The sequence below is a fragment of the Noviherbaspirillum phoenicis genome (genome assembly GCF_047237965.1).
GTDB lineage: Bacteria > Pseudomonadota > Gammaproteobacteria > Burkholderiales > Burkholderiaceae_D > Noviherbaspirillum_A.
Genome location: NZ_JBDFLX010000001.1, coordinates 270,288 through 291,697 on the forward strand (window position 1 = coordinate 270,288; position 21,410 = coordinate 291,697).

Annotated in this window: 19 protein-coding genes; 11 read left to right on the plus strand and 8 right to left on the minus strand. The window is 63.6% G+C overall.

The annotated features are described in order from the left end of the window. The first annotated feature begins 37 nt into the window (after positions 1-37). Positions 38-376 carry an ISC system 2Fe-2S type ferredoxin gene (gene fdx, locus ABC383_RS01205; RefSeq protein WP_413011222.1) on the plus strand — a complete coding sequence of 113 codons (339 nt, stop codon included), beginning with the start codon at positions 38-40 and terminating at the stop codon, positions 374-376. A 14-nt stretch (positions 377-390) separates the two neighbouring features. Beyond that, a complete protein-coding gene (iscX, locus tag ABC383_RS01210) occupies positions 391-585 on the plus strand; it encodes a Fe-S cluster assembly protein IscX (protein WP_217344152.1) in 195 nt (64 codons plus the stop codon). A 153-nt stretch (positions 586-738) separates the two neighbouring features. Here iscX and ABC383_RS01215 read toward each other — a convergent pair whose 3' ends face one another. Further along, positions 739-1,626 (minus strand): LysR family transcriptional regulator, encoded by an 888-nt coding sequence (locus tag ABC383_RS01215; protein ID WP_413011223.1) that lies wholly within the window; start codon positions 1,624-1,626, stop codon positions 739-741. A gap of 95 nt (positions 1,627-1,721) precedes the next feature. Between ABC383_RS01215 and ABC383_RS01220 the strand changes: the two genes are divergently transcribed. Next, positions 1,722-3,281 carry an NADH-quinone oxidoreductase subunit L gene (locus ABC383_RS01220; RefSeq protein ID WP_413011225.1) on the plus strand — a complete coding sequence of 520 codons (1,560 nt, stop codon included), beginning with the start codon at positions 1,722-1,724 and terminating at the stop codon, positions 3,279-3,281. After that, on the plus strand, positions 3,278-5,734 hold the full coding sequence (locus tag ABC383_RS01225; protein WP_413011227.1) for a YbcC family protein: 2,457 nt from the start codon (positions 3,278-3,280) through the stop codon (positions 5,732-5,734). The genes ABC383_RS01220 and ABC383_RS01225 overlap by 4 nt, the downstream gene beginning before the upstream one ends. 61 nt (positions 5,735-5,795) lie before the next feature. Here ABC383_RS01225 and ABC383_RS01230 read toward each other — a convergent pair whose 3' ends face one another. From ABC383_RS01230 to prfB, 3 genes are all read right to left on the minus strand, one after another. Further along, on the minus strand, positions 5,796-6,506 hold the full coding sequence (locus tag ABC383_RS01230; RefSeq protein WP_413016202.1) for a glycine zipper 2TM domain-containing protein: 711 nt from the start codon (positions 6,504-6,506) through the stop codon (positions 5,796-5,798). 173 nt (positions 6,507-6,679) lie between these two features. Next, complete coding sequence (gene lysS / locus ABC383_RS01235) at positions 6,680-8,209, minus strand: lysine--tRNA ligase (RefSeq protein ID WP_413011229.1); 1,530 nt, start codon at positions 8,207-8,209, stop codon at positions 6,680-6,682. Positions 8,210-8,211: 2 nt separating this feature from the next. Next, a protein-coding gene (gene prfB, locus ABC383_RS01240) for a peptide chain release factor 2 (RefSeq protein ID WP_194715575.1) occupies positions 8,212-9,316 on the minus strand; the annotation gives its coding sequence in 2 pieces (ribosomal slippage) (positions 8,212-9,234 and positions 9,236-9,316; 1,104 coding nt in all). A 347-nt stretch (positions 9,317-9,663) separates the two neighbouring features. On the opposite strand from prfB, the gene ABC383_RS01245 reads away from it, so the two are divergent. Together ABC383_RS01245 and ABC383_RS01250 are read left to right on the plus strand one after the other, a co-directional pair. Beyond that, positions 9,664-10,134, plus strand: a complete 471-nt coding sequence (locus tag ABC383_RS01245) for a hypothetical protein (protein WP_413011231.1) — start codon at positions 9,664-9,666, stop codon at positions 10,132-10,134. Between the two features lie 36 nt (positions 10,135-10,170). Further along, positions 10,171-11,208, plus strand: coding sequence for a hypothetical protein (locus ABC383_RS01250; RefSeq protein WP_413011233.1), 1,038 nt, complete (start codon positions 10,171-10,173; stop codon positions 11,206-11,208). A gap of 2 nt (positions 11,209-11,210) precedes the next feature. Here ABC383_RS01250 and ABC383_RS01255 read toward each other — a convergent pair whose 3' ends face one another. From ABC383_RS01255 to ABC383_RS01265, 3 genes are all read right to left on the minus strand, one after another. Beyond that, positions 11,211-11,414, minus strand: a complete 204-nt coding sequence (locus ABC383_RS01255) for a hypothetical protein (RefSeq protein ID WP_413011234.1) — start codon at positions 11,412-11,414, stop codon at positions 11,211-11,213. Positions 11,415-11,596: 182 nt separating this feature from the next. Next, positions 11,597-13,291, minus strand: a complete 1,695-nt coding sequence (recJ, locus tag ABC383_RS01260) for a single-stranded-DNA-specific exonuclease RecJ (protein ID WP_413011236.1) — start codon at positions 13,289-13,291, stop codon at positions 11,597-11,599. Then, the gene (locus ABC383_RS01265; RefSeq protein WP_413011238.1) at positions 13,288-14,334 is read right to left on the minus strand and encodes a hypothetical protein; all 1,047 of its coding nucleotides are present in this window, start codon (positions 14,332-14,334) and stop codon (positions 13,288-13,290) included. The genes recJ and ABC383_RS01265 overlap by 4 nt, the downstream gene beginning before the upstream one ends. A gap of 230 nt (positions 14,335-14,564) precedes the next feature. Between ABC383_RS01265 and ABC383_RS01270 the strand changes: the two genes are divergently transcribed. Genes ABC383_RS01270 through ABC383_RS01285 form a run of 4 tightly spaced genes read left to right on the plus strand, consistent with a single transcriptional unit; the run spans position 14,565 to position 19,829 of the window. Further along, entirely contained in the window at positions 14,565-15,827 is a 1,263-nt protein-coding gene (locus tag ABC383_RS01270; protein ID WP_413011240.1) for a lipoprotein-releasing ABC transporter permease subunit, read from the plus strand. A gap of 28 nt (positions 15,828-15,855) precedes the next feature. Further along, positions 15,856-16,587, plus strand: a complete 732-nt coding sequence (gene lolD / locus ABC383_RS01275) for a lipoprotein-releasing ABC transporter ATP-binding protein LolD (RefSeq protein WP_413011242.1) — start codon at positions 15,856-15,858, stop codon at positions 16,585-16,587. 12 nt (positions 16,588-16,599) lie between these two features. Beyond that, complete coding sequence (locus ABC383_RS01280) at positions 16,600-17,397, plus strand: TatD family hydrolase (RefSeq protein ID WP_413011244.1); 798 nt, start codon at positions 16,600-16,602, stop codon at positions 17,395-17,397. 5 nt (positions 17,398-17,402) lie between these two features. Further along, complete coding sequence (locus ABC383_RS01285; RefSeq protein ID WP_413011245.1) at positions 17,403-19,829, plus strand: DNA internalization-related competence protein ComEC/Rec2; 2,427 nt, start codon at positions 17,403-17,405, stop codon at positions 19,827-19,829. A 484-nt stretch (positions 19,830-20,313) separates the two neighbouring features. Here ABC383_RS01285 and ABC383_RS01290 read toward each other — a convergent pair whose 3' ends face one another. Continuing rightward, the gene (locus ABC383_RS01290; RefSeq protein ID WP_413011247.1) at positions 20,314-20,514 is read right to left on the minus strand and encodes a hypothetical protein; all 201 of its coding nucleotides are present in this window, start codon (positions 20,512-20,514) and stop codon (positions 20,314-20,316) included. Between the two features lie 47 nt (positions 20,515-20,561). Between ABC383_RS01290 and ABC383_RS01295 the strand changes: the two genes are divergently transcribed. Further along, positions 20,562-21,410 carry a DMT family transporter gene (locus tag ABC383_RS01295; RefSeq protein ID WP_413011249.1) on the plus strand — a complete coding sequence of 283 codons (849 nt, stop codon included), beginning with the start codon at positions 20,562-20,564 and terminating at the stop codon, positions 21,408-21,410.

The window sequence follows — 21,410 nt, forward strand, 5'->3', positions numbered from 1 at the left end:
GGCGCATTGAACAACAGGATTTTTGAAGGAAAGCCACGTGCCACAAATCGTCGTGTTACCCCATCCCACCCTGTGCCCGGAAGGCGCCGTGATCGAAGCGCCCAAGGGCATGACGGTCTGCAATGCGCTGCTGGAAAACGATATCGAGATCGAGCATGCCTGCGAGATGTCCTGCGCCTGCACCACCTGTCACGTGATCGTGCGGGAAGGCTTCGATTCGCTCAACGAGCCACTGGAAAAGGAAGAAGACCTGCTGGACATGGCATGGGGCCTGGAAGCCAATTCGCGGCTGTCCTGCCAGGCGGTAGTGGACGAGGACGACCTGGTGGTGGAAATACCGAAATACACCATCAACCATGCGCGTGAAAATCACTGAGCGAGGAGGCGACCATGAAGTGGACCGACACCATACGCATTGCGGAAGAGCTGTTCGAGAAGCACCCGGAAGTCAATCCGCTGACGGTGCGCTTCACCGATCTGCATCGCTGGGTCTGCGAGCTTGACGGCTTCGATGACGAGCCGTCGCGTTCGAATGAAAAGATACTGGAAGCCATCCAGATGGCCTGGATAGAGGAAGCGGAGTAGGAGTAGGGCGTCAGCCTTGCGCACCGCTCAAAGCCCTGCCGCCATGACTGGCGCCAGGGCTTTTTGATTTCCGCCGCAGCCAGCCTGTTGCAGTTTGTCAGCAAGGCAGGCTAGAACGCATCCAGACGGTCCGGCCCTGCCGCCTGCCTCCGTTCAGGACAGACTCTGCGTCAGCAGCGCCTCCAGCACCTTGGTCTGAAACTGCCTTTCCGTCGTAATCGCATAAAAGTTTTCGAACACCTCCGGCACCACGCAGTATTGCTGCAGCAGACCCGTCTTCAATTCATCCTGCACCACCACGGCAGGCACCAGCGCCACGCCGCCCGAGTCGCGCGCCAGCAGGCGCAGCATGGCCATGTCGTCGACCTCGGCGAAGATGTCCACGGCAATGCCCCTGGCTTCGCACAGCATGTTGAACTCGGTGCGGATGTCGCTGCTGTGGCCAGGCAACAGCAGTTTCATGCCCTTCAGGTCGGCGGGAAAACGGAATGGCCTGTTGCTCGCCAACGGCTTGCCAACCAGGCAGACCGGCTGCCGGGCTATCCGGCGACAGCGCCACGCCTGTTCCTCATCGGCACTGACGGGCCGGTTCGACAGCACGATGTCGAGCTTGTGCACCGCAAGCCGGCCGAGCAGTTCGTCCAGCGTGCCCGACTCCAGCACCAGCTTCACGTCCGCCATGCCCATCACGGGACGCAGGAAATTTTCCTGGAAGTTGCGTGACAGCGTGGCAACCGCGCCCACTCGCAGGCGCTGCGATCTCTGGCCACGCCCGGCCGCCACGACCTCGATAAGCTCATTGCCCATTGCGAAAATATTGTCGGCGTAGTCCAGCACCACATGCCCGAGTTCGGTGAGCTTGAGCGCGCGGCCCTCGCGCACGAACAGCGCGTAACCGAGCTGCTCCTCAAGCTGGCGGATCTGCATCGACAGCGCCGACTGCGACACGTGCATCTGTTCCGCAACCCGTGTCAGGTGGCCTTCCTTGGCGACCATCCAGAAATAGTAGAGATGGCGGTAATTCAGGCGTGTGAAAGGCATCGTTCTGTTTTACTGATGAACTAATGGTTAATTATATATTTTACTTAAGCTGTGAGGGGCGGCAAAGTAGCGCATCTTTTTCGTGGGAGTCAACAATGATAAATCCTGGTATCACCGCATGGCTGTGGCTTATGCCGCTGGCCTATGCCTCTGCCTTCGTTCCCGCACTCGCCGGCGTTGGCGAGCGCCATGCATGGCGGATCGCGAAAGGCAGCGCGGCAGCGGTCCTTGGCCTGGTTTTGAGCGTTCTGGCCGTGGCGGCCTGGGAGGCGCGCGCCGGCGCCGCCGCCATCGATGCGCCGGGCCTGGCGATGGCTTGCCTGATCGGCCTGCTCGGCTGGGTCATCCTGTGCTTTTCTCACCGCTATCTGCAGGGCGAGCCGGGCCAGCGCGGCTACATCGCCGCCATGCTGTTCACGCTCGCATCGGTCAGCGTGGTATGCATCACCGATCATCTTGGCGTGCTGGCGCTGGCGTGGCTTTCCAGCAGCCTGGGCCTGCACCGTCTGCTGATGTTCTATGCCGATCGTCCTGTCGCCTGCGTGGTCGCGCACAAGAAATTCCTGGCCAGCCGCCTGGCGGATGTCAGCCTCGCGCTGGCGCTGTGGCTCATCCATGCCGAGGCCGGCACGCTTTCCATGCAGGGCATCGCCGCGCATGTGGATGCCTCGGCAAGCCTGGCGCCCGGCATGCACGCCGCCATGGCGCTGGTGGCGCTGGCGGCGATCTTCAAGTCGGCGCAACTGCCGGTGCATGGATGGCTGATCCAGGTCATGGAAGCGCCGACGCCGGTGTCGGCGCTGCTGCATGCGGGCGTGGTCAACCTCGGTGGTCTTGTGCTCATCAGGCTGGCGGCGCTGCTGTCGGCGGCCCCGGTGGCGCAGGCGATGCTGGTGGTGGTCGGCAGCCTGACCGCGGTGCTGGCCGGGCTGGTGATGATGACGCGCATCAGCATCAAGGTGCGGCTCGCATGGTCGACCTGCGCGCAGATGGGCTTCATGCTGCTGGAATGCGGTCTGGGCCTGTATGAGCTGGCCCTGCTGCATCTGCTTGCGCATTCGCTGTACAAGGCTCATGCCTTCCTGGCGGCTGGCGAAGCGGTGACGCATACCCGTCGCCGCCAGTTGTTTCCCGACAGCGCCGCAGTTTCTGCGCCACAGCGCCTGGCCGGGCGTCTTGCCGCCGCGCCGCTCGCCATGGCTGCCGTCTGGCTTTCCACGACGGCGTGGCAGGCAGTATCGCCGCATGCGCAAGTGCCTGCCATCGCGGTGCTCATCATCGGACTCGGACTTGCCCCGCTGCTGTGGCAGGACACCTTGTCGCGCATGCTGCGCGGCGTGCTGGCCGTGCTGCTGCTGGCCCAGCTCTATGTCGGATGGCATCTGGCGTTTTCCGCGCTGCTGTCCTTGCCAGACAGCCAGGTTGCCGCGCCCCTGGTGGCCTGGGTGGCCGCCTGCTTCGTGCTGCTGTATGGCGTGCAGGCCTGGCTGCTTGCCTTTCCCGGCGGACGCCTCTCGGTTGCCCTGTATCCCTGGGCCTATGCCGGCTTTTATCTCGATGAGCGCTTCACCAGGCTGGCCTTCCGCATCTGGCCGGTGCAGTTGCCTCAGCGCGCACCACATCCATTCCCTATCGTCGCCGGAGAACAAGCATGAAGATCGCAGACGCCGTATTTCGCCCCGGACAGGAGAGCATCGTCGAGTCGCTGGAAGCAGCCTGCCAGGCGATTGCGCCCACCTGGCCGCTGGACCGTTTCATCGCCGTCAATCCTTACTGGAGCTGGGTGAACCAGCCTTTCAATGCCGCCGCGCAGCAGCTCGGCCGCCTTGCAGGCAGCCGGATGTGGATGCCGCGCAGCTTTTACCAGGACGCGTGGGACAAAGGACAGCTGACGCGCGCGCATCTGGCGCTTGCGGTCAAGGAGGCCGGCGCGGCATTCAGTGTCGACAGCGTGATCGAAGCCATGAGGCAGCCGGCGCCGCTTCCTGCTGCGCTGCCATTGCCTTCGGACCTGCTCGACGCGTCACGCGACCTGTCCCGCGAGCCGGCCTGGCGCACCGCCATCACGCATCAGGTAAGCCAGTTCTGCGCCGCGTATTTCGATGCCGAACAGGCAGACTGGCATCTGCCGCATGAAGCCACGCTGTATGCGGGCTGGCGAGCCAATATCCTGCATGACTATGGCATTGGCATGCTGATGAATGCGCCGCAACTACGCACCCGCGTTGCGGCCCTGCCTGGCACAGCGATGGAAGCAATCGGCATGGCCATCGAAGGGCTGGGCATGAAGGCCGCCGGCAGCAAGGATTTGATGACCGCCTGCCTGCTGCGCATCAATGGCTGGGCCGCATGGTGCGCCTATCTGCGCTGGCAAGCCCGGCTGGAAGGCAGGGACGACCAGCATATCGTCGATCTTCTGGCCATACGCCTGTGCTGGGAGTACCTGCTGCATGAAGAAACGGCCGGCGCCGACGCGGCAGCCTGGCGCCAGGGCTGGGGCGGCATGCCGGGCACCGATGCCGGAGAGCCGGATGTCGATGCATTGCTGCAAAGAGGCCTGGAGATCGCCTATCAGGAAAAGCTGTGTGCGTCGCTGATGCGCAGGCCTGCGCAGCCTGCCGTCGCCGCTGCCGTGCAGGCCGTGTTCTGTATCGACGTCCGTTCCGAGGTGCTGCGCCGCGCGCTCGAGGCCGTTTCGCCGCAGGTGCAGACCATGGGATTCGCAGGCTTCTTTGGTCTGCCCGTCAGTTACCGGGCGCTGGGCAGCGATGTCGCCCGGCCGCAGTTGCCCGGCCTGCTGCCGCCCAGCCTGTATGTGACGGACAGCTGCGGCTTGCCCGACCAGGATCGGGCGCTGGCCGCTTCGCAGCGCGCCAGGCTGGCCGCCGTCAAGTCGTGGCAGCCGTTTCAGCGCCTGCCCGGTTCTTCGTTCGCGCTGGTGGAAACCCTGGGGCTTTCCTATCTTGCCAAGCTGGTCAGGCGCAGCCTGCCGGCGAGGGATGCGTCGGCAGATCCTGGCAGACAGGGCCTGGCGGCTCATCCGGGCCTGCGTCCGGTGCTGGTGTTCGAAGGCAGCGACGCGCTGGCGCAGCAGGTCGATCTGGCAGAGAAGGTGCTCAAGGCCATGGGCCTGCGCGACGGCTTTGCCCGCATCGTGCTGCTTGCCGGACATGGCAGCCAGAGTGCAAACAATCCGCATGCCGCCGGCCTGGATTGCGGCGCCTGCTGCGGACAGACCGGCGAGGTCAATGCGCGCGCCCTGGCCGGGCTGTTGAACCAGCAGGGCGTGCGCGATCTGCTCGCCATGCGCGGCACGCCGATTCCGGCCGACACCCTGTTCGTCGCCGGCCTGCACAACACCACCACGGACGAGGTGACGTTGTTCGACACCGATGCCGCGCCAGCCAGCCACCGGCAGGAACTGGCGGCATTGCGCGACTGGCTGGCGCGGGCTGGCGACCAGGCGCGCCGGGAGCGCGCGCCGGCACTGGGTATGGCGCACTTCGAGGCGCGGCCGCAGGCCCTGCGCAATGCGCTGGCGCTGCGCGCCAACGACTGGGCGCAGACCCGGCCGGAGTGGGGGCTGGCCAACAATGCCGCCTTCATCGCGGCGCCGCGCGTGCGCACCCTCGGCATCAACCTGCAGGGACGCAGCTTCCTGCATGATTACCAGTGGACCCAGGATGCCGACAACAGCATCCTGGAACTGATCATGACCGCGCCCATGGTCGTGGCGCACTGGATCAACATGCAGTACTACGCATCCACTGTCGACAATGGCCGCTACGGCAGCGGCAACAAGGTGCTGCACAACGTCGTCGGCGGCCACATCGGCGTGTTCGAAGGCAATGGCGGCGACCTGCGCATCGGGCTGCCGATGCAGTCGCTGCACGATGGACGGCAGTGGATGCATACGCCGCTGCGCCTGTCGGTGTTCATCGAGGCGCCGCGCGAGCGCATCGAGGCGGTGATGGACAGGCATGCGGTGGTACGCCAGCTGGTGGAAAACCGCTGGCTCAGCCTGTTCAGGATCGACAGCCAGACCGATGCCGTGGAAGCCTTCAGCAACGGGTGTTGGCAAGCCCAGCAGCAACTGGGAGCCCGATAGAAAACGCCCCTGTTCCGGCTGGAACAGGGGCGTTCGATGCAGACTGCCTTGATGCGTCGTCTTAACGGTCTGGCTGCAGATAGCCATCGACCACCCGCACCCGGTCGCCCTGATGCCAGGCTGGCTGGTTGTTGTACGGGAAGTTGCGTACCTGGCCGTTTTCCATGCGCACCCTGACCTGATAGCTGGTCGCGGTGCGAGTGCGCTTCTCGACTTCATTGCCGGCATAGCCGCCGCCGACCGCGCCGGCTATTGTCGCCAGGGTCTTGCCGCTGCCGCCGCCGATCTGGTTGCCCAGCAGGCCGCCGACCACCGCGCCGCCCACCACGCCGACGCCGCTGGGATCGGCCTGCGATTGCACTGCATGCACCGATTCCACCCGGCCGCAATTGCCGCAGGCACGGGCCGGCTGGGCCACGCGCAACATGTCCTGCGAATAATCCGGCGAGCGATGGCCGCTTTGCGATGCGGACAGGGAAGCGGCCTGTTGCTGGCGAGGCGCCGGCGCCTGGTCTTCTTCCTTCAGGGCCAGCCGGTCGCTGCCGACGGCCTTGGGCGTTTTTGCCACCGCAGCCGGTTTTGTCGTCGCTGACTGGGCCGGTTGCGGCTGCGCCGCTTCCGCGGCCGCCTTGCTTTCACTGTGGGAATTGGGCAGCAGGCCGGCCATCGCGGCCACGCCGGTGAGGCTGGCAAGCATCACGGAAATGGCCGCGCCGGCGACCAGCGGATGAAGTCGGTTGGGCTTGCTGCCTGGCTTGTTATAGGTATCCATCATCGGCTCCTGTTGTTTGCTTTTTATTATCTGCAAACAACTGTGCGATTAACAGACTGAAGGTGTGTCAGGTGTAAGGGGATGTAACGCCCAGGGGCCAATGAAAACTGGCCCGCCTGCGTTTGCGCGCAGGCGGGCCAGGAGGGAGGCAGGAAACGCGGCGAAGAGGCGTATCAGTCTTCGCGCCGCAGGTGCGGGAACAGGATCACGTCGCGGATATTCGGCGAATCGGTGATCAGCATCATCAGCCGGTCGATGCCGATGCCGCAACCGCCGGCCGGCGGCATGCCGTATTCCAGCGCCCGGATATAGTCGGCGTCGTAGTACATCGCTTCCTCGTCGCCGGCATTCTTCGCCGCCACCTGGGCCTGGAAGCGCGTCGCCTGGTCTTCCGCGTCATTCAACTCGGAGAAACCGTTGGCGATTTCGCGGCCGGTGATGAACAGCTCGAAGCGCTCGGTGATGCCCGGTACCGTGTCCGAGGCGCGTGCCAGCGGCGACACTTCGACCGGATAGTCGATGATGTAGGTCGGCTCCCACAGCTGCGCTTCCGCCGTCTCTTCGAACAATGAAAGCTGCAGCGCACCCAGCCCGGAAATCGCATGGGGCTTGACGCCGAACTTCAGCAATTCCGCCCGCAGGAAGTCGGCATCCTGCAACTGCTCGGCGGTGTAGTGCGGCGCGTACTTGTTGATCGCTTCCACGATGGTCATGCGGTGGAAGGGCTTGGACAGGTCGAGCTCGCGGCCCTGGTAGGTCAGCTGCGCGGTGCCGTGTGCATCGACCGCGGCCTGGCGGATCACGGCTTCGGTGAAGTCCATCAGCCACTTGTAGTCGGTGTAGGCGGCGTAGAACTCCATCATCGTGAATTCCGGATTGTGGCGCGGCGACACGCCCTCATTGCGGAAGTTGCGATTGACTTCGAACACCCGGTCGAAACCGCCGACCACCAGCCGCTTCAGGTACAGCTCGGGCGCGATGCGCAGGAACATTTCCATGTCCAGCGCATTGTGATGGGTGATGAAGGGCTTGGCCGCCGCGCCGCCGGGAATGGCGTGCAGCATCGGCGTCTCGACTTCCATGAAGCCGTTGTCGGCCATGAAGCGGCGGATCGAGGACATGGCCGCGGTGCGCGCCTTGAAGGTGCGCCGGGTGTCCTCGCTCATGATCAGGTCGACATAGCGCTGGCGGTACTTGGTTTCCTGGTCGGCCAGACCGTGGAACTTGTCCGGCAGCGGCCGCAGCGACTTGGTAATGAGGCGCAGCGTGCTGACCTTGACCGACAGCTCGCCGGTCTTGGTCTTGAACAGCGTGCCCTCGGCGCCGAGGATGTCGCCCATGTCGTAATGCTTGAAGGCTTCATGCGCTTCTTCGCTCGTCAGCTCGTTGCTGATATAGAGCTGGATGCGGCCATCGGCGCGCGGGCCGGAAGCGTCCTGGATGGTGGCGAACGACGCCTTGCCCATCACCCGCTTCAACATCATGCGTCCGGCGACGACCACCGTGACCGGCTGGCTTTCCAGCAGATCGCGGTCGACATTGCCGTATTCGGCCTGCAGCGCCGCGGCCTGGTGCTGCGGACGGAAGTCATTGGGAAAGGCCGGTCCCTGCTCGCGCAGCGCCGCCAGCTTGCCGCGCCGCTCGGCGATGATGGAGTTCTCGTCCTTTTCTTCCGTCAGCGCGGTGTATTTGTCAGTCATCATGCTTAAACGCCTTGTTTCAGGGAGGCGGCAATAAAGCCGTCGAGGTCGCCGTCGAGCACCGACTTGGTGTTGCCGGTTTCGAAGCTGGTGCGCAGGTCCTTGATGCGGGACTGGTCCAGCACGTAGGAGCGGATCTGGTGGCCCCAGCCCACATCGGTCTTGGAGTCTTCCAGCTTTTGCTGCTCGCTCATGCGCTTGCGCAGTTCCAGTTCATACAGCCGCGACTTCAGCATTTCCCAGGCCTCGGCCCGGTTGCGGTGCTGGCTGCGGTCGTTCTGGCACTGCACCACGATGCCGGACGGCGCATGGGTCAGGCGCACCGCGGAGTCGGTCTTGTTGATGTGCTGGCCGCCAGCGCCGGAGGCGCGGTAGGTATCGACGCGCACATCGGCCGGGTTGACGTCAATGTCGATCGACTCATCCACTTCCGGATACACGAACACGCTGGCAAACGAGGTATGGCGGCCGCCGGCGGAGTCGAACGGCGACTTGCGCACCAGGCGATGCACGCCTGTCTCGGTGCGCAGGAAGCCATAGGCGTATTCGCCTTCGACCTTCAGCGTGGCGGTCTTGATGCCGGCAACTTCGCCCTCGGACTGTTCCAGGATCTCGACCTTGAAGCCCTTGCGCTCGCAATAGCGCAGGTACTGGCGCAGCAGCATCGACGCCCAGTCCTGGGCCTCGGTGCCGCCGGCGCCGGCCTGGATGTCGATGAAGCAGTTGTTGGGGTCCATCGGGTTGGCGAACATACGGCGGAATTCCAGGGTTTCCACCTGCTTCTGCAAGCCGGCCGCGTCGGCCTCGATGGCTTCGAGCGTGTCGTCGTCCTGCTCTTCGCGGGCCATGTCGAACAGGTCGCGGGCATCGCGCAGTCCGGCATCGATTTCGGTGAGGGAATGGACCACGCCTTCCAGCGCCTTCTTTTCCTGGCCGAGGGCCAGCGCGCGTTTCTGGTCGTTCCAGACGGTGGGATCTTCGAGTTCCTGGTTGACCTGCTCTAGTTTCTCTGACTTGTTATCGAAGTCAAAGATACCTCCGAAGTTCAGCTTCCCGGGTGGTCAGGTCGGCCAGCAAGGCCGACAGGGAATTGAGGCGTTCTGCTTCCATGGTGTGTGCGTCTCGTGCGGGGGAAACCGGCGATTATAACTGAAGGGAAGGGTGGGGTTGAGGCGGCGGAACGGTCGTACATGCCCATGAACCGGAACGCTGCGAGCTTTGAGGGAAATTGGCTTCGCTTGTCGTGCTTGCCGGTTCCAACGGTTTATTACAGCGATTGACTATGGAACGCGTTCGAAAGAAATGCTTACGAACTAAAAACGCGTGGCTGGTGGAATTTTCTCGCAGCCATCATTAACTCCGAAAACGCGGTTAATGATGGCTGCGATATTTCCAACATCCGAAAATGAAGTACATAAATCACTATCTTGTTCCTAATATAGTAAAGAGAGTAAAAAATGATTCCTGCGAAAGAATGTTCTACGAGAGCCAACTCGAAAAATGCCGCGATCGGTGCGGCAGACATTGGCAATAGTCCAACTAAGTCCGTATTTCCGGCATCAATTAATTATGTGAATTTGTATGGTGAAGAGCGTGAGTTTCCTGTTCTGCCTGAAAGTCTTCCTGCAGCTAAATGCTCGGAAATTATTTTGGCGATTGAACTGTATGAACATGCATTTTGCTTAAATTTTGGTTCCGAAAATGTCTTGGGCTTGAAGTTTGATGGAATATCCTATCCCGCTGATAAAACCTTGCAGGAAATTCATGAGCTAATTGACCTTGGCAAGCCAACACGTGTGACTGTGGAATGGAAAGATATGCCGGCAGTCAAAGAAATACTTGAAAGGAAAACTGGTAAAAATGGAGCCTGGAAAATAGAGCACTTTGGCGAACTCGGATTCTGCTCGAACGATTTTTCATCTCTTTAGGATGCCGAAAAATTCATAAAAGATTTTTCGGAAGATATGGCCAGACTGAACATAGGCTTGAAAAGCGAAGTTCAAACGGTAGGAGGCCTTTCCAGACATAGCCGGCCGGCTTATAACGCGCTTATTTACATTCCAGTGCTAGAGGCAAAAAAGATAATTCGTGCAGCGGCCGCAAGTGAGATTTACAGCGCTGCTCCTTTTGTGGCTCAGGCAATGAGGGATCCTGAAAATAACTCATTGGGAATGTTGCCGCTTAATGTGCTATGCAATCTGGGTCCGTTTCTGGCGCCCACTTTGCCCAGGGAAGATGCCTTTGAAGAAATGAAAAATAAAATTCAACAATCGAAGGATATGTTCTTCGAAAAAGAAAAGTTTCTCCGTATAAAGCCCATTCAGGCAAAGGGCGTACGAGCATCAATTGGCGCAACAAGTTGTTTGTTGCTTGATAAAAGTTGGATGGGCAGAGCGCAGGCTGAAAAGCTCGAGAATATTGCTGGCCTAGATTTTTCCCAAAAAGGCTTGGACTTGAAATTCCCCAATAAGGAATATGCTGAACGGTTCTTTCATGGATTGAAAAATTCAGGATATTCTTCAATTGCTTTTTACGAGGGTGCGAGCGGCGATAAGTTCGGAGAATACGAAGCCGTTGTCCATATAGAAAAACTGCATGAAGTCAAAAAATTCGTGGAAGTTACTTGTGGCTATGGCTCGTCCTACACAAAAGATTTGTTCGGCACCAGCAAAGGAATAGCACTTGACACAAATTTCTTTATTGACGAGCTGACATACATTGGCAACCTCAAGAATTCATCCGCTGCGCAAAAAAAACAAATGGCAAAGGCAGTATTGGATGGATTCCTGGATCGGCTGAAGCCGAGTGAGGCTGTTGGGCTTCAACAGGCAATTTCAGAACTGGCGCGACCGAATGCTAAGGAGGAGCCAGGACCGCTTCAGTTTCTGAGGGAGCGTACTGGCATGAAAAGCATCATGCCCGGTGTGTCTTATTCCGACGAGGCAGGCGCTTACAAAGCCGCTCTGGCGAAGATTGGCAAACTGATTACTGAAAGAGGTTGATTTTATGGCAGGCCATAGACAGGCCTGCTGTCTCGGAAAAGGCTGTCAATTACATGCGTCATGGCAGTAAGACTGGCAAGAACAGCTAACTTTAAAGATGTTCCATTTTCAGGAACTGCTATGCCAAATGCTTTTTGCAGACCTTGGAGCAGACACTGTTGAAATTGCAGAAACCAGCCACCTTCGCCATGGCTGGGTTTTGCCATCGTTCCTTGCGGTCTAGCTGTCAGATAGGGATGTGGGATGTGCTATCCAAAGCGAAAACCGTCTTTCCGCCTAGATAACCGTCTGCTTTCTTCCTGGGCAAGCCTCGCTTCGCCAGCCTGAACCCCTGATTCCCGGCCAGTCGACAGCGAAGGCCGCATGCCACGAAGAACATTCGGTTCACTCAAGCCGGCTCCGCATGCTCCACCAGCAGCTGCACCCTGGTCCTGCCATTGAACTCGTTCGCATCCAGCCGGAACGCCACATTCACCCGTTCCGGCAATCCATCCGCATGACCGAACCAGATTGCGTCGTATTGCTGCCCATTCTTTTCCAGCAGCAGCTTCAGGTGCCGTTCCTTCAGCACGCGCTGGCTCACCACCCGGAATTCATCGCAGAACACCGGCGGCGCGAAGCCCTGTCCCCAGACGTGGCCGTCGATCAGCTCGATGAAGGCGGTGGAGAAGTAGGCGTCTTCCAATGGTCCGTCGGTTTCCAGCACGCGTTCCAGCTGCGCCTTCGTGAGTGAGGCTCGACCGACTTCCTCGAACGCATGGGTGAAGCCTTCGAGGTTGTCGGCGCGCAGCGTCAGGCCGGCGGCCATCGAGTGGCCGCCAAATTTTTCGATCAGCGTCGGCGCATGCTTGGACACCAGGTCCAGGCCGTCGCGCAGGTGGAAGCCGGCAATGGACCGGCCCGAGCCCTTGATCAGGCCGTCGCCGGCCGGCGCGAAGGTGATGGTGGGGCGGTAGAACTTGTCCTTCAGGCGCGAGGCGACGATGCCGATCACGCCCTGGTGCCAGCTGTCGTCGTAGATGCTGATGGTGGTGTTGTCGCGCGGGTCGATATGGTCAAGCGAAGCCAGCGCGCTGTCCTGCATCTGCGCCTCGATCACCCGCCGCTCGCGGTTGATGGTGTCGAGCTGCTGCGCGATTTCCCAGGCGCGGCCGGCATCGTCGGTGGTCAGGCATTCGATGCCGAGCGACATGTCGGCCAGCCGGCCGGCGGCGTTCAGGCGCGGCCCGACCGCAAAGCCGAGGTCGAAGGGACTGGCGCGGCGGGCTTCCCGGCCGGCCACGCGAAATAGCGCCGCAATGCCGACATGCATGCGGCCGGCGCGCATGCGCTTCAAGCCCTGCGCCACCAGCACCCGGTTGTTGGCGTCGAGCTTGACCACGTCGGCCACGGTGCCCAGCGCCACCAGGTCCAGCAGCGCATCCAGCCGCGGCTGGTTCTCTGCCGTGAACACGCCGCGCCGGCGCAACTCGGCCCGCAGCGCAAGCAGCACATAGAACATCACGCCGACGCCAGCCAGGTTCTTGCTCGGAAAGCCGCAGGCCGGCTGGTTCGGGTTCACGATCACCCGCGCCGCCGGCAGGGTGTCGGCCGGCAGGTGGTGGTCGGTTACCACCACCTCGATGCCGCGCCGGTTGGCTTCGGCCACGCCATCGATGCTGGCGATGCCGTTGTCCACGGTGACGATGATGTCCGGCGACTTTTCCCGTACCGCCAGTTCCACGATTTCAGGCGTCAGGCCGTAGCCGTATTCGAAGCGGTTGGGCACGATGTAATCGATTTTCGCGCCCATCGCCTTCAGGCCGCGCAGCGCAACCGCGCAGGCGGTGGCGCCGTCGCAGTCATAGTCGGCAACGATGGTCATCCTCTTCTGCGCGGCGATCGCGTCGGCCAGGAAGACGGCGGCGGCGTCCACGTGCAGCAGGCCGGATGGCGCGATCAGCGCGGAAAATTCGGACGACAGCTCGCTGGCATCGACCAGGCCGCGTGCCGCGAACAGCCGCGCCAGCACCGGGTGCACGCCGCTCTGGCGCAGCATCTCCGCGTGGCGGAAGGAATAGGGGCGGGTGGCGATGCGGGTCATGGAACGAGTCGGGCGAGAGAAGGTTGGAGCCAGAATTTTTTCAGGGCCAGGCGGCTGACGTCGGTTTCGCGCAGCCGGTTGCCGTCGCTGGTGACGAGTTTAAGCCCGCCAAGCTTGCCGGCGCGCAGCCCGGCAAGCAGCGGCGCGAGCCAGGCTTCGTCGATTGCATGGAAGGCTTCCAGCCAGGCGGACCAGTCGCCGGCCAGCGCCGGCGCGCTCAGGTCGTCGATCAGCAGCAGGCCGCGCTCGGGCGCGGCAGCCAGCAGTGCGCCGGCGTCGGCCGGCAGGCTGTTTCCCTTGCCGGCGGCCAGCGCGCGGGGCCAGCCCGATGCCCAGACATGGCTGTAGGCCGGCTGCGGCATGGCCTGGCCGGCGGCGCCGCCGCCCCACAGCCAGACGGAATTGACCGGTTTGGCGCCGCGTGCGGCGCGCGCTTCGTTGACCGGGTGGGCATGCCATTCCATCTGCACTTCATTCTGCAATTTGCGCCAGGCGCGTTCCCCGGCGCCCCTGGGCATCCAGATATCGATGTTGCGGCCGCAGGCGGCGTCCATGGTGGCGGTTTTCAGGTCGCGCCAGTCGTCCGAGCGCAGGAACCAGGTGTGCGCGTCGCCATAGCGCAGCGGCAGGCCGGCTTCCTCGAACAGGGCGTAGGCGCTGTCGAATAGCGCACGCGACTCGGCCTCGTCCAGCGCCAGGTGGCGGCGGTCGGTCAGCACCAGATGGTCGCGCGCCACGTGCAGATGCGCCGGCTGCAGCATGAACCATTCGCCGGCGTCAGGCGCGAGGCCGGCCGCCGCCATCGCGGCCGGCGCCACCGGCGGACTGCCGCCTTGCTCCATGCCGGCCTGCAGTCCGAAGCGGCGCGCCAGCCAGGCTTCATGCGGCAGCGCATGGGAAAAATCCTCGCTGGCCTGCAGCGCGCCGGGCGTGCCGCGCGCGGCGAGCAGGGCAAACGCGGGCAGGCGCAGGGCGCGCAGCAGGTCGGCGGCAAGTTCCGGAGAGGGGAAACTGAAGGGAAGCAGGATATCGAGTTGCGGCATGCCGGGATTGTAAAGGCAAAGCGACAAAGGGGATTGCGCCGGATATACGGGATCGGTCCCGGGCGGGCAAACCATTGTCATCCTGTCATTCTTTTGCGCAATGTCCTGAAATGAAACCCGGACTATGGCAAACTGCGGGCGGCATCGCGAGGCGGTTGCCGCTGGCCGCATTCCGCGGCCATGTCCCGTCGCCAACCGCTCCACTGCTTTTCGCCTTCAGGAGTTTTCATTTGAGTCTCAAGAACTTGCCATTCGAATGGCTGGTCGGCCTGCGCTATACCCGCGCCGGCAAGCGCAGCGCGCGCAACAGTTTCATTTCCTTCATTTCCATGATCTCGATGGCCGGCATCGCGCTGGGCGTGGCCGCGCTGATCGTGGTGCTGTCGGTGATGAACGGCTTCCAGAAGGAGGTGCGCGACCGCATGTTGTCGGTGCTGGCCCATATCGAGGTGTTCGATCCCACCGGCGCCTTGCCCGACTGGCAGCAGACCGCCAAGGAAGCCTTCATGGACCGCGAGGTCAAGGGCGCGGCGCCCTATGTCGCCGGACAGGCGATGATGACCCGCGACGACACCGTGCGCGGCGTGGTGGTGCGCGGCGTGCTGCCGCAGGAAGAGCCCAAGGTGTCGGATGTGGCGGCGCAGGTGAAGCAGGGCAGCTTCAATGACCTGCGGCCGGGCGAATTCAATATCGTGCTGGGGCTGGAACTGGCGCGCAGCATGCAGGCGCGGGTCGGCGACCGGGTCACGCTGATCGCGCCGCAGGGCCAGGTCACGCCGGCCGGCGTGATACCGCGCCTGAAGCAGTTCACCGTGGTCGGCATTTTCGAGGCCGGCCATTTCGAGTTCGATTCCTCGCTGGCCTTCATGCATCTGGAAGACGCGGAAAAGATGTTCCGCCTGTCGGCCCCGTCCGGCCTGCGCTTGCGCATCGCCGACATGCAGCAGGCGCCGCAGGTGGCGCAGGACCTGTCGCGCATCCTGTCCGGCGACGTGCTGATCCGCGACTGGTCGCAGCAGAACCGCAACTGGTTCGCCGCGGTGCAGACCGAAAAGCGCATGATGTTCATCATCCTGACCCTGATCATCGCGGTGGCCGCCTTCAACCTGGTGTCGACCCTGGTGATGACGGTGACCGACAAGCAGGCCGACATCGCGATCCTGCGCACGCTGGGCTCCTCGCCGGGCTCGATCATGAAGATCTTCATGATCCAGGGCGCGCTGGTGGGGCTGATCGGCACCGCGCTGGGCGTGGGCGGCGGCGTGCTGGTGGCGCTGAACGTGGATGTGATCGTGCCCTTCATCGAGCACCTGCTGGGCGTGCAGTTCCTGCCGCGCGACATCTACCTGATCAGCGCCTTGCCGTCCGACCTGCGCTGGCCGGATGTCTGGACCATCGGCCTGGTGGCGGTGGTCTTGGCCTTCGTGGCGACGCTGTATCCGAGCTGGCGGGCGGCGCGGGTGCGCCCGGCAGAGGCGCTGCGCTATGAATGATCCGGAAATGACAACCATGAATAGCGTAATGAATCAGCAAAAAGCAGAGCAGAAGGCGGCAAGCCAGCCGCCGGCCGGCCAGGCGGTGCTGGCCTGCCAGGGCCTGGGCAAGACCTATACCCAGGGCAAGTATTCGGTGGACGTGCTGTCGGGCATCAGCTTCGAGGTGCATCGCGGCGAGCGGGTGGCCATCGTCGGCGCGTCCGGCTCCGGCAAATCCACGCTGCTGCACCTGCTGGGCGGGCTGGACGTGCCCAGCAGCGGCAAGGTCCAGCTGCAGGGCCGCGACTTCGCCTCGCTCGATGAAAAGACCCGCGGCCGGCTGCGCAATGAATCGCTGGGCTTCGTCTACCAGTTCCATCACCTGCTGCCCGAGTTTTCGGCGCTCGACAACGTGGCCATGCCGCTCCTGATACGTCGCATGCCGCGCAGCCAGGCGCACGAGATCGCCGCCGCCATCCTGGCCCGCGTCGGCCTGGAAAAGCGCATCACCCATGTGCCGGGCGAGCTGTCCGGCGGCGAGCGCCAGCGGGTGGCGCTGGCGCGGGCGCTGGTCACGCAGCCGGCCTGCGTGCTGGCCGACGAGCCCACCGGCAACCTCGACCGCCAGACCGCGCAGAAGACCTTCGACCTGATGCTGGAGCTGTCGCGCACGCTGGGCACGTCCTTCGTGATCGTCACGCATGACATCGAGCTGGCGCGCCATTGCGACCGGGTGCTGCGGCTTTCCGACAATGGCTTGGAACCCTACGTGGACTGAGGACAAACCGCGATGTGGATAGACACCCACTGCCACCTTGACGCCGGCGAATTCGGCGGCGCCTCCGATGCGATTGCGCGGCAGGCCGGGGAACAGGGCGTCGGCCAGATCGTGATCCCGGCAGTGGACCGGCACAACTTCGGCCTGGTGCGCGACCTGTCTGCCCGCCAGCCGAATTGCCGCTATGCGCTGGGCATCCACCCGATCTGCGTGCCGGGCGCCGGCGAGGAAGACCTCGACCTGCTGCGACAGACCGTGCTGGGCGCGATGGACGATCCGAACCTGGTGGCGATCGGCGAGATCGGCCTGGACTTCTTCCTGCCCAATCTGTGCGAGCCGGCGATGCGGCAGAAGCAGGAATACTTTTATCAGGAGCAGCTCAAGCTGGCGCGCGACGTCGGCCTGCCGGTGCTGCTCCATGTGCGCCGCTCGCAGGACATCATCCTGAAATACCTGCGCCGCATCAGCCTGCCGGGCGGCATCGCCCATGCCTTCAACGGCAGCTTTCAGCAGGCGGAAACCTTTATCGCACTCGGATTCAAGCTCGGCTTTGGCGGCGCAATGACCTTTCCGCGCGCGCTGCAGATACGCCGGCTGGCCTCCACGGTGCCGGCCCCGGCGCTGGTGCTGGAAACCGATGCGCCGGACATTTCTCCGGTATGGCTGCACCCGCAGCGCAACACTCCCGAACAACTGCCGCGCATCGGCGCGGTGCTGGCCGAGCTGCGAAGCATGCCGGTCGACGAGATCGCCTCCCTCACCACCGCGAACGCGCATGCCGCGCTGCCGCGGCTGCAGCTACCCGCCTAATCGCCGTGCGCAGCCTGCTGCTCGGATTCGCATCCGGCGTCGGCCTGCTGCAGACCCGGCCCGCGCTGCCCGGCGTCATGCAAACCGTTTTGCTGCTTGCTGCCCTGTTGCTGGCGGCCGTGCTGGCCTGCCGCATGCGGCGCGCTTCGACGCGCGTGCTGGCCCGCACCGCAAGCGGCGCCATCGCCGGTTTTTTGTGGGCCGCGCTGCTGGCCACGCACTACCTTGCCGAGGAACTGCCCGTCGCGCTGGAAGGACAGGAAATCACGGTGACCGGCGTAATCGCCAACCTGCCATATCGCTTCGAGCGCGGCCTGCGCTTTCACTTCGCGGTCGAGCAGGCGGCAAGTGCCGGGGGCGGCGCGCTGACGCTGCCGTCGCGGATCGCGCTGTCCTGGTATGACGATCCGCGCGCGAAACTGTCGCCGCCGGTCCTGCGTCCGGGAGAGCGCTGGCAGCTGTCGGTGAAACTGAAGCGGCCGCATGGCAATGCCAACCCGGGCGGATTCGACTACGAGGTCTGGCTGCTGGAGCAGGGCCTGCGCGCCACCGGCAGCGTACGCGGGCTGGGTCCTGACAGCGGCAATCGCAGGCTAGCCGCCTTTGTCTTCAGCCCGACGGCCATGGTCGAACGTTGCCGCGGCTGGCTGCGCGAGCGGATGGCGAAGGTGCTGGCCGGGCAGCGCTATGCGGGCGTGATCATTGCGCTGGTCATTGGCGACCAGCGTGACATAGGCCAGGACGACTGGAAGGTCTTCACCCGCACCGGCATTGGCCACCTGGTGTCGATCTCGGGCCTGCATATCACCATGGTCGCCGGCCTGTTCGCGGCGCTGGTGCAGGCCTTGTGGCGACGCTCCTTCCACACCCGCGCCCAATTGCCGCTCCTGCTGCCGGCGCAGAAGGTGGCCGCGCTGGCCGGCACGGCGGCGGCGCTGGTCTATGTGCTGCTGGCGGGCTTCGGCGTGCCGGCCCAGCGCACGCTCTACATGATTGCCGTGCTCGGCATGGCGCTGTGGACCGGGCGCATCGCCAGCGTGTCGCATGTGCTGTGCACCGCGCTGGCGGTGGTGCTGCTGCTGGACCCGTGGGCGGTGCTGTGGCCCGGTTTCTGGCTGTCGTTCAGCGCGGTGGCGGTGATCCTGTATGTCTCGGTCGGACGCGCGCGCCCGGCGTGCCAGGATGGCGCGGCATCGCGCATGCAGGCGCTGTCCGACGCCGCACGCACCCAGTATGCGGTGACGGTCGGCCTGGTGCCATTGACGCTGCTGCTGTTCGGCCAGATCTCGCTGGTCAGTCCGCTGGCCAATGCGATTGCCATTCCGCTGGTGAGCTTCGCGGTCACGCCGCTAGCGCTGGCCGGCAGCGTCGCGCCGGCGCCGCTGTCGGCCTGGCTGCTTCTGGCGGCGCACTGGCTGGTGGCGCAGCTGGCGCTGCTGCTGGAATGGCTTAGCGGCTTCGCGCTGGCGGTGTGGACAGCGCCGATACCGCAATGGTGGATGTTTGCGCTGGGCCTGGCCGGCATGCTGTGGCTGCTCGCGCCACGCGGCTGGCCGGCACGTTGGCTGGGCCTGCTGCTGTGGCTGCCGCTGCTGCTGAATGCGTCCGATGCGCCGGAGCATGGGTTTCGCGTGACGGCCTTCGATGTGGGGCAGGGCAATGCGCTGCTGGTGGAAACCGCAAGCCATCGCCTGCTGTATGACACCGGGCCGGCCTATACGCCCGATTCGGATGGCGGCAGCCGCGTGATCCTGCCGTACTTGCGCTATCGCGGCATCAGCCGGCTGGATGCGATGCTGGTCTCCCACAGCGACATCGACCATGCCGGCGGCGCCTTGTCGGTGCTGGACGAAATCGACGTCGGCTGGGTCGGCTCCTCGCTCGAACCGGACCACGAGATCATCAACCAGGCCAGCCGCCACAGCCGCTGCCTGGCCGGGCAGAACTGGACCTGGGACGGCGTGCGTTTCGAGATGCTGCATCCGACGCCCTCCATCTACGACATTCCCGGCCAGAAGCCCAATGGCCGCAGCTGCACGTTAAAGGTCAGCGCCGGCGGCGTCTCGATGCTGCTGGCCGGCGACATCGAGGCGCCGCAGGAATCGCTGCTGCTGTCGGGCATGCCGCAGCGTTTGCCATCGACCGTGCTGCTGGCGCCGCACCACGGCAGCGGCACCTCGTCCACGTCGGATTTTCTGGATGCGGTGGCGCCGCAGATCGCGGTATTCCAGGTCGGGTACCGCAATCGCTACCGGCATCCGAAGGCGGAGGTGGAGCAGCGCTATGCGGCGCGCGGCATCAGGCGGCTGCGTTCGGATCTGGATGGCGCCGTGATGCTGGACTTCGCCGCCAGCGGGGGTGGCGAAGTGCCGGCAGCCGTCGGCGTCGAAACCCGCAGGCTGACGCAAAAGCGCTACTGGTTTGGCAGGTAGCGGAAGAAGCGCAGCAAGGACATTCCAGGCGGTATCGCCCCGGCGTTGCGCATGTCAGCGGCTGCACCCGATGTTCGCGGAGGTGGGGAAATAAACCTGGAGACGCCTGCCATCTCCGGCCTCTCCAGTCAGGGCTCAATTCGTTTATCGCCTACTGGCCCCGAGTCCGGTCGTTAGACATGATGATGGTATTCGTGGAATTTGTTGCGCTAAGCGCATCGCCCTCGTGGCCGTGGTAGTCGGGCAAATTGCGGTGGCTGGGATTCTCGCAATCAGCGCCGCCGGCCACTGCATCAAGACTGCTTTCCGATAAGGTCTGATTGTCGCTGGAACTTTCGGAGGCGGCACTGCCAGTGTCAATGCTGCCGAAATCTGCTTTGCCAGTGCCGGCCGACTGTTTTTGGGTTCATCGCTCACAATCCGGATCCTCAGCAAGCGGTTTATATTTTTGTCACAATCATTCGATGAACGAATATTTGGTGACCTAGCTTTCGTGCGTTGATCGCTCAAACATAATCCGGTATTCATCAATTCTTTCCGGGCGGGATGACTCGCCGGCTGGGCTAATGGCGTCATCAGCGCTGGCTTCCGCATGGATCATCGCCTGCTGGAACGAGGTGGTGGGAGGGGAAGGCTGGCTTTCTTTTGAGGCATCACCAGCTTTCCCTGTCAGGTGCAATGTCATGCCGGCGGATACGTTCCGCAAGCTTTGAACCATACGAAAGAAAAACAATGACGATGCGCACCGCCTGCCTGACCATCCTCGCCATGCTGGCCTTCGCCGCCAACTCCCTGCTGTGCCGGCTGGCTCTGAAGGACGGGCATATCGATGCAGCCAGCTTCACCGCCTTGCGCATCGGTTCGGGCGCGCTGGTGCTGGCGCTGGTCATCCGCGCGCGCGGCGCGCGGCCGCTCGCCGCCGGCAACTGGCGTTCGGCCTGGGCGCTGTTCGTCTATGCCGCCGGCTTTTCCACTGCCTACCTCGGGCTGTCCGCCGCGACCGGCGCCCTGGTGCTGTTCGGCGCGGTGCAGGCAACCATGATTGGCTACGGCCTGTATGCCGGCGAAAGAATGACGGCGCGGCAGGTGGCCGGGCTGGCGATCGCGGCGGCCGGCCTGACAGCCTTGCTGTTGCCCGGTCTCGCGGCGCCGTCCTTGCCGCATGCGCTGCTGATGGCCATTGCCGGCGTCGCCTGGGGCGTGTATTCCCTGCGGGCCAAGGGCGCCGGCGATCCGGCCAATGCCACCGCCGGCAATTTCCTGCGGGCGGCGCCCATGGCGCTGGCGCTCGGGCTGGCCTGGCTGCCGTGGTCGCGCATCGGAAGCGCCGGCATCGCCTATGCGCTCGCTTCGGGCGCGCTGGCTTCCGGCCTGGGTTATGTGATCTGGTACCAGGCCTTGCGCGGCCTGAATGCGACGACGGCTGCCAGCGTGCAGCTGTGCGTGCCGGTGCTGGCCACGCTGGGCGGCGTGCTGCTGCTGTCGGAACCGCTTTCCTGGCGTCTGCTGTATTCGGCCGTGGCGATTCTGGGTGGCCTGGCGCTGGTCATATTGGGAAAGGCCAGGCCGCGGCAGGGATGA

Excerpts from the sequence above, each read along its gene's own strand:
- ABC383_RS01215 (WP_413011223.1), bottom strand. The coding sequence starts at position 1,626 with ATGCCTTTCACACGCCTGAATTACCGCCATCTCTACTATTTCTGGATG.
- ABC383_RS01255 (WP_413011234.1), bottom strand. The coding sequence starts at position 11,414 with ATGGCAAAACCCAGCCATGGCGAAGGTGGCTGGTTTCTGCAATTTCAA.
- ABC383_RS01230 (WP_413016202.1), bottom strand. The coding sequence starts at position 6,506 with ATGGATACCTATAACAAGCCAGGCAGCAAGCCCAACCGACTTCATCCG.
- ABC383_RS01280 (WP_413011244.1), top strand. The coding sequence starts at position 16,600 with ATGTGGATAGACACCCACTGCCACCTTGACGCCGGCGAATTCGGCGGC.
- lysS (WP_413011229.1), bottom strand. The coding sequence starts at position 8,209 with ATGATGACTGACAAATACACCGCGCTGACGGAAGAAAAGGACGAGAAC.
- ABC383_RS01225 (WP_413011227.1), top strand. The coding sequence starts at position 3,278 with ATGAAGATCGCAGACGCCGTATTTCGCCCCGGACAGGAGAGCATCGTC.
- ABC383_RS01220 (WP_413011225.1), top strand. The coding sequence starts at position 1,722 with ATGATAAATCCTGGTATCACCGCATGGCTGTGGCTTATGCCGCTGGCC.
- ABC383_RS01295 (WP_413011249.1), top strand. The coding sequence starts at position 20,562 with ATGACGATGCGCACCGCCTGCCTGACCATCCTCGCCATGCTGGCCTTC.
- ABC383_RS01290 (WP_413011247.1), bottom strand. The coding sequence starts at position 20,514 with ATGACATTGCACCTGACAGGGAAAGCTGGTGATGCCTCAAAAGAAAGC.
- lolD (WP_413011242.1), top strand. The coding sequence starts at position 15,856 with ATGAATCAGCAAAAAGCAGAGCAGAAGGCGGCAAGCCAGCCGCCGGCC.
- ABC383_RS01245 (WP_413011231.1), top strand. The coding sequence starts at position 9,664 with ATGATTCCTGCGAAAGAATGTTCTACGAGAGCCAACTCGAAAAATGCC.
- iscX (WP_217344152.1), top strand. The coding sequence starts at position 391 with ATGAAGTGGACCGACACCATACGCATTGCGGAAGAGCTGTTCGAGAAG.
- ABC383_RS01250 (WP_413011233.1), top strand. The coding sequence starts at position 10,171 with ATGGCCAGACTGAACATAGGCTTGAAAAGCGAAGTTCAAACGGTAGGA.
- ABC383_RS01265 (WP_413011238.1), bottom strand. The coding sequence starts at position 14,334 with ATGCCGCAACTCGATATCCTGCTTCCCTTCAGTTTCCCCTCTCCGGAA.
- recJ (WP_413011236.1), bottom strand. The coding sequence starts at position 13,291 with ATGACCCGCATCGCCACCCGCCCCTATTCCTTCCGCCACGCGGAGATG.